11 protein-coding genes are annotated in these 13,748 nt (G+C 39.2%); 9 read left to right on the forward strand and 2 right to left on the reverse strand.

The annotated features are described in order from the left end of the window. Positions 1-67: 67 nt before the first annotated feature. The 6 genes from speB (at position 68) to ACOZIR_RS20515 (ending at position 8,336) form a co-directional block, all read left to right on the forward strand. Positions 68-1,051, forward strand: coding sequence for an agmatinase (gene speB, locus ACOZIR_RS20490; protein WP_045290329.1), 984 nt, complete (start codon positions 68-70; stop codon positions 1,049-1,051). Positions 1,052-1,133: 82 nt separating this feature from the next. Next, a complete protein-coding gene (locus tag ACOZIR_RS20495) occupies positions 1,134-2,582 on the forward strand; it encodes an aldehyde dehydrogenase family protein (RefSeq protein WP_045290328.1) in 1,449 nt (482 codons plus the stop codon). 20 nt (positions 2,583-2,602) lie between these two features. Further along, a complete protein-coding gene (locus ACOZIR_RS20500; protein ID WP_045290326.1) occupies positions 2,603-3,964 on the forward strand; it encodes a purine-cytosine permease family protein in 1,362 nt (453 codons plus the stop codon). A gap of 238 nt (positions 3,965-4,202) precedes the next feature. After that, entirely contained in the window at positions 4,203-6,815 is a 2,613-nt protein-coding gene (locus ACOZIR_RS20505) for a helicase-related protein (protein ID WP_421535781.1), read from the forward strand. Positions 6,816-6,946: 131 nt separating this feature from the next. After that, a complete protein-coding gene (locus tag ACOZIR_RS20510) occupies positions 6,947-7,126 on the forward strand; it encodes a hypothetical protein (RefSeq protein ID WP_411304901.1) in 180 nt (59 codons plus the stop codon). Between the two features lie 286 nt (positions 7,127-7,412). Then, on the forward strand, positions 7,413-8,336 hold the full coding sequence (locus ACOZIR_RS20515; RefSeq protein ID WP_045290322.1) for a 1,4-dihydroxy-2-naphthoate polyprenyltransferase: 924 nt from the start codon (positions 7,413-7,415) through the stop codon (positions 8,334-8,336). A 41-nt stretch (positions 8,337-8,377) separates the two neighbouring features. On the opposite strand, the gene ACOZIR_RS20520 is transcribed toward ACOZIR_RS20515, so the two are convergent. Then, complete coding sequence (locus tag ACOZIR_RS20520; protein ID WP_421535782.1) at positions 8,378-9,076, reverse strand: DHHA1 domain-containing protein; 699 nt, start codon at positions 9,074-9,076, stop codon at positions 8,378-8,380. A 41-nt stretch (positions 9,077-9,117) separates the two neighbouring features. Further along, positions 9,118-9,552, reverse strand: coding sequence for an alanine--tRNA ligase-related protein (locus tag ACOZIR_RS20525; RefSeq protein ID WP_421535783.1), 435 nt, complete (start codon positions 9,550-9,552; stop codon positions 9,118-9,120). Positions 9,553-9,662: 110 nt separating this feature from the next. On the opposite strand from ACOZIR_RS20525, the gene ACOZIR_RS20530 reads away from it, so the two are divergent. From ACOZIR_RS20530 to ACOZIR_RS20540, 3 genes are all read left to right on the forward strand, one after another. Next, complete coding sequence (locus ACOZIR_RS20530; RefSeq protein ID WP_421535784.1) at positions 9,663-11,810, forward strand: YhgE/Pip family protein; 2,148 nt, start codon at positions 9,663-9,665, stop codon at positions 11,808-11,810. 64 nt (positions 11,811-11,874) lie between these two features. Further along, the gene (locus tag ACOZIR_RS20535; protein WP_045290315.1) at positions 11,875-12,252 is read left to right on the forward strand and encodes a PH domain-containing protein; all 378 of its coding nucleotides are present in this window, start codon (positions 11,875-11,877) and stop codon (positions 12,250-12,252) included. Positions 12,253-12,482: 230 nt separating this feature from the next. Further along, entirely contained in the window at positions 12,483-13,682 is a 1,200-nt protein-coding gene (locus ACOZIR_RS20540) for an MFS transporter (protein ID WP_421535785.1), read from the forward strand. Positions 13,683-13,748 lie beyond the last annotated feature (66 nt).

The raw sequence follows: 13,748 nt of genomic DNA on the forward strand, positions 1-13,748 counted from the left end.
AAAAAGCGTCAGTATCTAAAATAATGATGCCGCGCTAATGAATGAAACCTATTAGGAGGAATAAATCATGCCAAAATATCAGCCGAAAAATTCATTTGAATCTCCGCGTTTTTGCGGACCTCGAACGTTTATGAGACTTCCGTATGTAGAACAAGTAAATGCAGATATGGATTTTATTGTGACGGGTATTCCATTTGATTCAGGTCAATCTTTTCGAACAGGAGCACGTTTTGGGCCGGAAGCTATTCGAGATTTCTCCATTTTGCTTCGCCCGTATAATCCAGAACAAAAGATTAATATTTTTGATTACATCTCGGGCGTGGACTACGGCGATTTATCAGTAGTTCCCGGATATATTTTAGAAACATATAAGAAAATTGAAGAAGGGCTAGCGCCGGTTGTGAATGAAGGAATTATTCCTATTTCACTAGGAGGCGATCATTCAATGACGCTTGGTGAACTTCGTGCGATTGCGAAAAAGCACGGACCGGTAGCGCTTATCCAGTTTGATGCTCATTCTGATACGTGGGATAGTTATTTCGAACAAAAATACAATCACGGTACGGTATTCAGACGAGCAATTGAAGAAGGGTTAATAGACGTATCGCGTTCGATTCAAATCGGCATGCGAGGCGGTCTGTACGGCATTGAAGATTTAGAAGATGCAAAGAACTTAGGTTTGGCTCTGTATACGACAAATGAATATAAAAAAATCGGCGTTGAAAGAATGCTAGATATTATTCATGAGCGTGTAGGAGAAGGACCTGTGTTTTTATCGTTTGACATTGACTTTTTAGATCCAGTTTACGCGCCGGGAACAGGAACACCTGAAGTCTCAGGTGCCAGTATTGACGATGCGCTTCAATTTGTTCGAGGCTTAACAAATATTGATTTTGTCGGTTTTGATTTAGTGGAAGTACTGCCAGCTTATGATCATGGTCAAATTACAGCAGCGGCGGCCGCTAACATTGTCTATGAATTTATCACGCTTATTGCGCTAAGAAAAAAAGCAAAAGAAGAAGAAGCGCTGTTAGTGAAAGCACGCGACTAAATATAAAAAAGACGGTAAAAGTGGGAAGGTACTAGTATCTTTCCACTTTTATATACGAGTTCTCTATAGGGAGTGTTTGGGTATGAACGGGCAAGCAAATGTAAAAATAGATAAGAAACAGGAAAAAACATTAAAAAGAGAAATTATCAATCCAGCGACTAATAAGATCATAGCGGAAGTGTTTGATTCGTCGCTTCAACAAGTAGAGGAAGCGGTAGGTAAAGCAAAGCAGGCTTTTGAGCAGAGTGAATGGAAGAAAAATAAGTCACTGCGTGTAGAGGTGCTTAAAAAACTAGCAAATTTATTAGAAAATGAAGCGAGTGTATTTGCCGAAACAGAAACGTTAAATACAGGAAAACCAATAAAAGAATCACAGTTAGATATTGAAGATACGATTAATTGTTTAAGATATTACGCAAATTTAATAGAAGAAAATCAGCCGTGGACAAAGAACATGTTCGACGGCACAAACAGTAAAATCATTCAAGAACCTATTGGGGTATGCGCGCTAATCGTTCCTTGGAATTTTCCTTTGCTGCTTGGCATGTGGAAGCTGGCTCCTGCATTAGCAGCTGGGAATACGGTGGTGTTTAAGCCGTCAGAATTAACGCCGCTTTCTTTTTTAAAGTTAGCTTCACTATGTAAAAAAGCTGGTATACCAGAAGGCGTGTTTAATTTACTTACGGGAGACGGTAAAGTGGGAAGTGCGCTTGTTGAACACACTGACGTAGCCAAAGTCTCTTTTACAGGAGGATCAGAAACAGGCAAACGTATTTATCAGCAGTGCGCAAAAGAGATGAAAAGAGTTTCGCTTGAACTGGGAGGGAAATCTCCGCTTCTTATTTTTGAAGACAGTGAAATTGATATTGCAGTAGATTGGACAATGTTTGGCTCATTTTTTAACCAAGGTCAAGTGTGTGTAGCTTCATCGCGTATACTCGTACATGAATCTATCTATAAGCCGTTTCTTTCTGCTCTTACGGAGGCTGTTGCTGCTATAAAAATTGGTAATCCGTTAAGAGAAGAAACGGAGATGGGTCCGGTTATTAGCAAGGAGCATCTGAACAAAATACGGAATTTTATCAAGCTAGGTCAAGAAGAAGGCGCGAATTTATTAACAGGAGGAACGTTAATTGACTGCGAAGGTGGCAACTATATAAAGCCGGCTGTGCTTGTTGATGTGGAGCAGCATATGAAAGTCGTCCAAGAAGAAATATTTGGTCCGGTTATTACCGTTCAATCTTTTTCAAGTGAAGAAGAAGCCATAGCCCTTGCTAACGGCACAAAATTTGGTTTAGCTGCAGGAATTTTAACGAATGATTTAATGAAAGCAGAGCGAGTTGCTGAACAGCTTCAAGCGGGAACGATTTGGATCAACGGCTACCATACGCCTCATATTGAAACGGCGTGGGGCGGTTTTAAAGAAAGTGGCATTGGCCGGGAGCTAGGTCCATATGGCTTAGCTGCTTTTACTGAAATAAAACATGTGAATACAAATTCCAAGCTAGCTCGATCCAATTGGTATCAATAAAAGTGAAAGGTGGAAAGAAAATGACAACAAAAAGTGGTCTTGCCCATGATGATGTGCAGCCGATTGCAGTCAATAAAAGAAGTATGGGCTTCTTCTCTACATTTTCCATGTGGATAGGAGCCAATGTGGTAGTAACGACCGTTTTTACGGGAATGCTGTTTGTACCCGATATGACATTTTTAAAGGCATTATTTATTATCGTGCTTGGCTCTTTAGTAGGTGCTATACCGCTCGTGCTGATGGGAAATATCGGAACTCGAACCGGTCTTCCAACCATGGTTTTAATGAGACCTGCTTTTGGACAAAGAGGAGCTATGCTTCCTGCTGCTGTTAATCTTATTACATTAATCGGCTGGGCCTGGATTCAAGCCTACATGGCAGGGCTAAGTTTAAATCATGCCATTACTTTTTTGACCGGTTACAGCAATATCAATCTATTTACAATTCTTACTCAAGTGTTGGTAGTAGCGATTTCTATATACGGACACAAAGGAATTGAAGCAACGGAAAAATTAGTAGCTACGCTTATGGTCATTTTAGCAACCGTTGTGTTTAGCTATTTGTTTATCGAATTCGATGCAGCCAAATTAATTCAAATGAAAGCGAACGAAAATCCTGGCATTACAGGGATGTTAGCTTTTGATATTGTAGTAGCTACAGCTTTTACGTGGATTCCCATTGTTTGCGATTATAACCGAAACTGTAAATCTGAAAAAACGGGAATTGCGGGAACGTATTTAGGGTATAACGTGGCGACTTTAATTGCGATGGGTTTAGGGGCAACGGTTTCCGGTTTTTCGATTCTCGGAAATATGACGCAAACGTATGACCCAGTAAATTTAATTGGCGCATATAGTCCGCTATTAGGATTAGTAGCAGCGATCGTGATTTTTTTATCGGTGCTGTCTACGAATGTAATGGTACTGTATAGCGCGACAATGTCTTATTTATCTATTTTTCCAAAGCAACGCTTTTGGGTACCGGCACTAACGATGGGAGTTGTCACAGTCCTAGGTTCTTTACTAAAAGAGTGGTTAATGACAAATTTTCAAAGCTTTTTGCTTATGATCGGTGTCTTATTTATTCCCATTATTGCGATTGTTCTTGTGGATTATTATATCATTCGCCAAAAACACTATGATATTTCAGCTATTTTAGAAAAACAAAATAAACTGTACTGGTATACAAAAGGATTTAACCTTCATGTGTATGTATCTTACATAGTGGGTGCTGTATTTGCCTACTATTTCACGTACGTTCACCCGATAGCCACAGGTGCAACGATCTTGGCCTTTTTATTTACAGGTGTTTTACATGTATCGTTAACCAAGCTTTCACAGCTCTCAATCCCTTATTCAAAGGGAATTGACAGAAATACTTGATAGATATTTAAAGTAGACTGAATTATCTGAAAAAATGTCAAAAAGCTTCTATTCAAAGGAGCTTTTTGTGTTGAAGAGAAGATAAAAAGGCAAGTAGATAAAATAGCTGAGAAATAAGTAAAAGCAGAAAGAAGAGAGTTTATTAATCCAGCCTCAAATAAAGTAATAACAATGTATTTGATTCTATAAGGGGTCTTTTCTATAATAAATGTAGGAAAACTTTCCAAAGGAGAATTTTATGCTCGAATTAGAGGCTATTCAAGGCAGGGCCATTGAAAAAACTAAACATACATTATTACAGGATATAAAAAGCGTACTAGGTGAACAAGACGAATGTCTGGATTTAGAGGCGTATTTAACAGACAGGCATTCTTTTATTAAGAAAGCCTGGGGGACTGCGTGGAGAAAAATAGCTGTTTCTTCTGTATCTAAGAAAAACAGAAAAGCGTATTTAACAGAAAGAGGCTTTGAGATAAGAGGGTATAAACCTCAAGCTATAGATAAGTTATTTGCTAAAGAAACGAGAAAAGGTCTGGAGTTTGATGCTTTTTCTTGGTTAAAAGAGCAATACGGAAATGGCAATAAAGCAGAGTGGCTATGTCTATACGGAGAAGCAAGAGCTGAATTTGCCAAAAAAGAAGAAGAAAGAAAAGAGAAAGAAAGACAGCAAAGTATTAATGATCGAAAAGCCAGGTATCAATTACAGTTAAATTTAGAAGCGGCTCCTATTTTGGAAGTAAATAAAGAGCTGTATTACCTACATATAAGAGAAAAGCTTTCACAACAGCTATCAAAAGACATTGAAACAAACTCAAAGTATATTGAAAACTATGCGCCGCATACTGAGCTTGAAGATGAATTAATAGAAAACGGTGATTTAACACGTCATGATTATGAAACGGTTCATGACTTTTTTCAAGAGCTCACGGGCAGCGTAAGCTCAGAATTAGACAGATATTCAACGATTATCTTGTTTGAAACGTATGAGGATGTATACGAGGTATTTATCACCGATAAGATTTATGAAATCATTCCAACTATGATTATGGATGACCTTCCTGCTTTATTTAAAGAAGAGTATAAATCTTATACAAATGCTTCGGTAACACGAATGGATATTATAAAAGCACTCAGAAGTAATTTATCGGATTTGGTCTATGAATATAAAAAAATGCTCGTAGAAGAAAAGCTTTCCGATGTACTAGAAGTTTCAGAGGACAACTTAACGATTGAAGAGCATAAAGAGCGATATGCACAACAGCTGGAAGAAAGACGATTACAACAAGAACGTGAACGTGAAGAAAAGAAAAAGCTGATTGAAGAAGAACAGCGACAGTTAAATTATATTTTTGGTGCAGAATACGAAATGGATCCAAGAAAAGAAACGGAATACATTCTTCATCTCGGTGATACAAACACAGGAAAAACATATACAGCATTAAAGTCATTAAAAAAAGCTGCTTCGGGTAGTTACTTAGCGCCGCTTCGCCTGTTAGCTTTAGAAGTTTTTGAAAAGCTGAACAAAGATGGAGTTGCTTGTTCGTTAAAAACAGGTGAAGAAGAAAAGATTGTTGAAGACGCTCAGCATATGGCCGGTACCGTAGAGATGTTTAGCGAATTAGAACATGGCGATGTAACCGTAATTGATGAAGCACAGATGATTCAAGACAGAGACCGAGGGTTTTCATGGTATAAAGCCATCACCCGAGCCAATGCCAAACAAGTTCATGTGATCGGAAGTTTAAGCATTCGAAGTATGTTAGAAGAGATGTTAGACGGTGTGATCTCAGAAATTTATGAGTATGAAAGAGATATACCTTTAAAAGTAGATCTTCGAAAGTTCAAAATTGAACAAGTGAAACCCGCAGATGCTTTAATTGTTTTCTCGCGTAAAAAAGTGCTCCAGACAGCGGCTAAGCTAGAAAAAGATGGTCACAAAGTGAGCGTGATTTATGGAAGTATGCCGCCTGAAACGAGAAGAAAACAAATTGAGCAGTTCATTAATAGAGAAACAACTGTCATTGTGTCTACGGATGCGATTGGAATGGGATTAAATCTTCCAATTAGACGAATTGTGCTTTTAGAAAACATGAAATTTGATGGGCAAAAACGGAGATTACTGACTTCCCAGGAGTTAAAGCAGATTGCAGGTCGTGCTGGAAGGAAGGGGCTCTACAATGTTGGAGAAGTTGCATTCGCTAAAGATGCAAAGCAAATGAGAGAACTGTTATTTTCAACAGACGAGCAAATCAGTAAATTTTCAATTGCGCCTACTTCAGATATGCTCAGAAGATTTAAAGAATATCATCATGACCTCGGAACGTTTTTTGACATGTGGGCTAAATTTAAAAATCCAAAAGGGACACAAAAATCAAATCTGGCACAAGAACGTGAGCTTTATGAGGAAGTGAAAGACACGCTGATTGAAGCGAAAATGCCCATTGTTGATTTATACGGTTACTTGCAGCTGCCGTTTTCAGCCAAAGAAAGCTCTTTGAAAAAACAGTGGGTGGCTAGCATGAATGCGATTGTTAACAGAGAAGAGTTACCTGAACCAAGGATAATAGAAGGTTCACTGGAAAAATTAGAGCTGTCTTATAAGGCGATTGGCCTGCATCTTTTGTTTTTATATCGAATGGACAGAAGGCCAGAAGCTATTTACTGGGAGCGTGTTCGAGAAGAGCTTACAGATAAAATCCATAACGTATTAAGAAAAGATATGAAAAAATTTAAAAGAACGTGCAGTGCGTGTTCTAAAGACCTTCCTTGGAATCATGATCATGCGATATGCGATTCGTGTTTTCATAAAAGATTTCGCAGAAGACATGAGGACGACTACGATTTTAATTAATAAGATATAGAGATAAAAAAGGGGCTTGTACAAAATTATGTTAGTTGAAGAAAGATCCGAACGATAAATCGCTCGGATCTTTTCATTGTGATAGTGAACGTAGGTTTCATGTATGTAGGGGCTTCTAGCTGTTGATTGGAGAGCAAGGCGAAGACTCCTGCTGGAAAAGAGGAACAGGTGAGACCCCGCAGGAGCGTATGCGACGAGGAGGCTCAGCGGCCGTCCGCGGAAAGCGAAGTCTTGCACGGAAATCAGCTGCGGGGTCACAAGCTGTTCAGCTCGCGTATCCCATTTGTGCTTCTTTAGATTGATGTAGTTATGTCTCAATCTGATTTTTCATACAGGCTTTTAATCTTTTTCCTATGAATTTCTGCGTCAAAGCAGATTTTTGTAGAAAAAAGCCGGAAATGTATAAGCGGTCATCTTGTAAAAAGAGCGATAAATTATTATGATATAGAGTGGAACTTATATTTTAAAGAGTTCCGTGATTTTTTTGTTGGGCGGACGTGTATTGTCTTAGAGTAAGTTTGCTATCATTCGTTATGTTAAAAGCAGCACTTTTAAATAGAGATACGGTTCGTAATAGAAGGGAAGAGGATGATGACAAGTCATAACAGAGAAAACAAAGCTGCAGTCGAGCAGTATAGCAAAGGGAAGATTTTGTGGCAATTAACCCGTCCTCATACGCTAACAGCATCGTTTGTGCCCGTTTTGATTGGAACAGTTCTAGCCATGTTTTATGGCCATGTGAACGTTTGGATGTTTCTTGCGATGCTTTTTTCATGTTTGTGGATTCAAATTGCGACAAACTTATTTAACGAGTACTATGATTTTAAACGCGGGTTAGACACAGAAGACTCCGTAGGTATCGGAGGAGCTATCGTCAGACACGGAATGAAACCGAAAACGGTATTAAATTTAGCACTGATTTCTTATGGAATTGCTCTTATTTTAGGCGTATATATATGTGCAAACAGCAGCTGGTGGCTTGCTTTAGTTGGGTTAGTAGGTATGGCGATTGGTTATTTGTATACGGGCGGACCGCTTCCGATTGCGTATACGCCGTTTGGAGAATTATTTTCAGGTCTTTGCATGGGTGCCATGTTCGTTTTAATTTCATTTTTTATTCAAACAAATACCGTAACGTCTGAAAGCATCTTTGTATCACTTCCGATTGCGATTTTAGTAGGGGCGATTAATTTGTCTAACAACATTCGCGATATAGAAGAAGACACAAAAGGCGGACGACGTACGCTAGCTATTTTATTAGGTTCTAAAAATGCGATTAGATTTTTAGCTGCTTTGTTCGGCATTGCGTATATTTGGACCGTTGCATTAGTGGTATTCTTCGATATTAGCCCTTGGATTTTCTTAGTGTTTCTTAGTGCACCTAAGCCAATTCAAGCCGTACAAGCATTTGTACGCGGAGAGCTTATTGCGATGAAAGCAACTGCTCAAACAAATACGTTTTTTGGATTTACTTTATCAATTGGGTTATTAATTGGCTATTTAGTAAGCTGATTATGTGGAAAAAGCCTGTCTTTAAAAAGACAGGCTTTTTGTTATGCATGAGTTATTTTTTCTTTTACTGCGCTAATAAAGGCGTTCATATTTTCAGAAGATGAAAAGCTGGCTTGGGCTTGTTTTGGTCCGCCCCCGCCTTTTCCATCGTAAAGAGGAAGAAGCTCTTTATAAAGCTCTCCGCATTTTACCTCACTGCCGCTGTGGGCAAGTAAGACCTTTTGATCACTTGAAAAAGCAAAAAGAAGCGTTGTATCAGGCGTTTGAAGCAGCTGCTTTGTCAAAGCTTGCACATCTTTTAATGTACGGTTTTCAAAGTGATGGTACAGAAATGATCCTTCTTTTTTGGCTTCTAATTCACTTGCTAAATAAGCTGCATTTTCATTTTTTAATTCTTCTAGTTGTTTTTGCAGTTCTTTTTGTTCAGTCTCCAATTTTTTAATTCGTTCTACAACTAACTCACGGCTTGTACTGAATTTATTGCTAAGTTCCGCTACGATTTCTTGAGACTGCTGATAATCAGCTAATGCACGCATACCGCATTTAAAAAAGAGGCGTGTATTGCCGCGCTGCTTTTCTGTTTTTGTAAGTTTAATAAGGCCCAGTTCTCCAATTTGGTTCACATGAGTGCCGCAGCAGGCAGAAACATCAATACCTTCAATTTCTACGATGCGTACAATTTCGTCTTCTAGCTCGGGCACTTTGCGAAGCGCAAGAGTATGCAAATCTTCTTTTTTCACTTCGTACGTTTTAATGTGGCGGTTGCTGTAAATAGCGTCGTTTACAACTTTTCAATGTGTAATAGCTGCTCATGAAATAACTGAGGCACATTTAAATCAATAGAGACAGCTTCGCTTCCTAAATGAAAGCTAACGGTATGAATATCATATGTATCAATTAATAGAGCTGAAAGTAAGTGCTGTCCGCTATGCTGCTGCATATGATCAAAGCGGCGATTCCAGTCAATTTCACACGTGACGTTCGTTTGTGCAGGGAGCGTATCAACGAGATGATAGACTTCTCCATTTTCTTCATAAACATCTTTTACCTCAATTCCGGCAATAGTACCGTAATCAGAAGGCTGTCCGCCGCCTTCTGGATAAAAAGCAGTTTGTTTTAACGTTAAGGCGTAGCCATTTGAAAGAGCGCGCGTCTCTGTCACTTCTGTTTCCCACGTTTTTGTGTAGGGATTGCTATAATAAAGTCTTTCTGTCATGTTCATCATCCTTTCTACTAAAACCATATCTAACTTTTTCTATAGTATCAGAAATATGTTTCTTCGAACATGGATAAGCTAACTTGTAACAATAAAACTGGGTGGGACATATGAAAAATACTGTTTATATTTATACGCGCGATTTAAAAAGAATTTTCACCAATTGGGCGATGATTATCATTGTGCTGACGCTGATGATTCTGCCGTCTTTTTATGCATGGTTTAATATAAAAGCATCATGGGACCCTTACGGACGGACTGAAGGTATTGCCATTGCAGTAACAAGCGAAGACGAAGGTTCTACGATAAGAGGGCAGCACGTGAACGTGGGAAAAGATATTATTGCAACATTAAAGAAAAATAAAACGCTTGGATGGACGTTTGTTTCAAAAGAAAAAGCTAATCACGGAGTAAAGCACGGAGACTATTATGCAAGTATTGTTATTCCAAAAGATTTTTCACAAAAGCTTGGTACCGTTCTTCAAGATCGTTTGGAAAAGCCGGTCATTATTTACAAAGTAAACGAAAAAATAAACGCCGTGGCGCCTAAAATTACAAGCAAAGGAGCCAGCAGCTTAACACAACAGATTAGTGAAAAATTCGTCAAAACAGCGAATGGAGCCATTTTTTCTGTGTTTAACGAACTAGGTATTACCCTGCAGCGGGATTTGCCGACCATTCAACAAGTTGAACAACGAATTTTTGAGCTTGAAAATCGTCTTCCTGAAATCAAAAAAGTAATTAATGAAGCGAATGATACCACTCAAAAAGCTGGAGCTATTGTCTCAAAAGCTCAGGCCGCTCTTCCTGAAGTAGAGAGACTAACAGCTGACGGCGCACAGATGACTCAGCAGCTAAATACTTTTTTAACTAAAAGCGATCAAGTGTTAAAAACAGCAGAACCGACGATCAACGAAACGCTGCATCGTGTTCAACAGCGAGCTCTCGGAGTTCAAGAATTGAAGAATCAGCTGATGGAAAAAGACATCGCACCGGCTGAAGTCAGCGCAGCAGCGGAACAGCTAAAAGTGCAGTTAACAAAACAAATTGCTGACACAGGAGAGGTTCTTACGCTTCTTACAGATTTAAATGCGTTATCTCAACAAGAAGTTCTTTCACCTGTTATTAATGACGTAAAAGATGTAAACACGCTTTTACAGCAGCAGCTGTCGGATGTAAACAGTCTGCAGCAACAAACACAAAATGGAGATGCTCCAAATCAAAGCGTGCTTGATAGATTCAGCTCACGCACCGACCAAGCGGTTTCAAGATTAAATACGTTAACGAATTCGTATTCTTCTACGATTGTGCCCGCTGTTGAACAAGCAATCAAAGAGGCAAAAGATAAAACGGCAAGCGCAAACTCACTGCTTGAGGAAGCCAATAAAAGCATGCCGGATGTTTCGAATGTGCTGTCTAAAACAGCGAGTGGCATCTTGCTCGGGCAGCAGGAGCTTGCGAAAATAACAAAAGACTTTCCGCGAATCGAGCAAAATGTACATAATATAGCGGATAAGATACGAGAATTTCAGCGAAAAGAAAACATTGAAGATATTATTAATTTGCTAAAAAACGATGTGCAAAAAGAAAGTGATTTTTTTGCTAAACCGGTTCTTTTAAAAGAAGAAAGGCTTTATCCCATTCCGAACTACGGCTCGGCTATGTCGCCGTTTTACACAACGCTTTGCTTGTGGGTCGGGGCTTTGCTGTTAGTTTCGATTTTAAGTGTAGAAGTAGCGGATGAAGAGGGGTTTAAAAGCTATGAAGTCTATCTTGGAAGACTTTTAACGTTTTTGTCCATTGCTCTTGTGCAAGCTTTTATTGTGACGCTAGGCGATTTATTTTTAATCAAAACGTACGTCGTAGATAAAGTGCCTTTTATCTTTTTAGGCTTGCTGTGCAGCTTCGTGTTTATGACGATTGTCTATACGCTTGTTGCGATATTTGGCAATGCAGGAAAAGCGATGGCGATTGTTTTGCTTGTACTTCAGCTTTCCGCTGCAGGCGGTACATTTCCGATTCAAGTTGTGCCTGCTTTTTTTCAAGCAATCAACCCGTTTTTACCATTTACCTATGCAATAAGCATGATGAGAGAAGTTGTAGGAGGCATGTTAGCGGATATTGTAAGAAAAGACGTTACGGTTCTTCTTTGCATTTGGCTTGGCGTGCTGCTCGTTGGCATTTTTCTTCATAAGCCTCTTAGTAAAACGAGTGCGAAATTAACCAAAAAAGCGCGTGAAAGTAAATTAATTCATTAAAAAAACGTTTTAGGTTTCCAGACAGAACAAAATGCGGTAGTGTAGATAGAAAGGAGTGATAAGCATGGGTATATTAGATGGACTATTAGGAAATGCATCAGAAGCAGATATAAGAGGAACTGAAAAAGATTTACAAAACATTTTAATTGCCAACGAGCGAGTGGAACAAGCGTATAAAGTCATTCGCGATTTAATGGTGTTTACGACGAAACGCTTAATTATCGTTGATAAGCAAGGAGTGACGGGAAAGAAAACAGATTATCATTCCATTCCTTATAAGACGATTACCCATTTTAGCGTAGAAACGGCTGGAACGTTCGATTTAGATGCGGAATTAAATATTTGGGTATCAGGTTCTAGCGCGCCAATCTCAAAAGAATTTCGTAAAGATAAAAGCGTTTACGACGTGCAAAAAGTATTAGCATCTTATGTATTAGATTAAAAAAGTTGAGCCATGAAAAATTGGCTCGACTTTTTTTATGCTTTTGTGAAACGGGAGAGGATAACATCTTCATTCTCGCATGCAGCTGTTTGAAAATAATTAGGCTGTTGTCAGTTCCTATTGTCATTTTACTCATTACTGAAATGCATGAAAACGATTTACATAATGAATTATACAGAATAAAAAAACCGTGATATGCTTTTTTTAGAGAAAAAAGGAAGTGACCAACTGTGAGTTATACCGTAATTGGAACATCAGCTTTTCGCAAAACAAATGTTGCGCTTTTTGCAGCAGGATTCAACACATTTTCGATTTTATATTGTACACAGGCCATTTTACCCGAATTTTCTAGAGAATTTGGGATAACCCCGGCGTTTGCGAGTTTATCTCTTTCGTTAACAACCATCACGCTTGCTGTTAGTATGCTTTTTTTAGGTTCTTTATCGGAAGTGTGGGGACGAAAGAAACTGATGGGCCTATCGTTGATTTTTGCGTCATTGCTATGCATCATGACAGCATTTAGCTCTACCTTTGAAACGCTGTTAGTTTTTCGCGTTATTCAAGGAATCGTGTTAGCAGGGCTGCCTTCTGTGGCCATGGCTTACTTAGGAGAAGAAATTGAACCCGGGAGTTTAGGAAAAGCGATGGGGATTTATATAAGCGGAAACGCCTTTGGAGGCGTAGCGGGAAGGCTTATGACAGGAGTGCTCACGGAGTATTTTAACTGGTCGGTAGCTCTTGACGTTGTAAGCGCAATCAGCTTGTTGGCCACATTTGTTTTTTTTATGAATTTGCCTGATTCACAGAACTTTACTTCCCGGTCATTTGAACTTAGGCAGCTTACCGGCTCTCTTCGCAGTCATCTTCAAGATAAAGGGATGCTGTGTCTTTTTGCTATTGGTTTTGCGCTGCTTGGAAGTAACGTAGCTTTATACAATTATATTGGATACGCTTTATCCGCTCCTCCGTATTCTTGGAATCATACGCTTGTAAGTTTTATTTTTGTTATTTTCTTTGTTGGAGTATTCAGCTCGGTCTGGATGGGGACGCTGGCGGATCGATATGGTCGGAAGAAAGTGCTGTTATGTACGATTGCTGTTACGCTTATAGGTTCAATCGTTACGCTGCATCCGGTTTTATGGATAAAAATTACCGGGCTTTTGCTGCTGACCTTTGGCTTTTTTGGAAGTCATTCCATTGCAAGCAGCTGGGTAGGAAGAAGAGCCACTCATGACAAAGCTCAGGCTTCGTCTTTGTATTTGTTTTTTTACTATGCAGGATCAAGTGTTGGCGGGACGGTGGCTGGATTATGCTGGAGTGCGTACGGCTGGAAAGGTGTGATTGCTCTAATTGGTGTATTTCTTACAACAGCCTTTTTCCTAGCTGTTCGTTTGTCAAAAATGCCGGCTCAGCAGACTCATGTCCACTAAGAAAGAATGAAAAGACATGTATGGCTATTATCTTAAAAAGAGGCTAGAGCAAGAGCATCTTAGGTA

This window comes from Priestia sp. D3YE.R1 (assembly GCF_049199565.1).
GTDB classification, from domain to species: Bacteria; Bacillota; Bacilli; order Bacillales; family Bacillaceae_H; genus Priestia; species Priestia aryabhattai.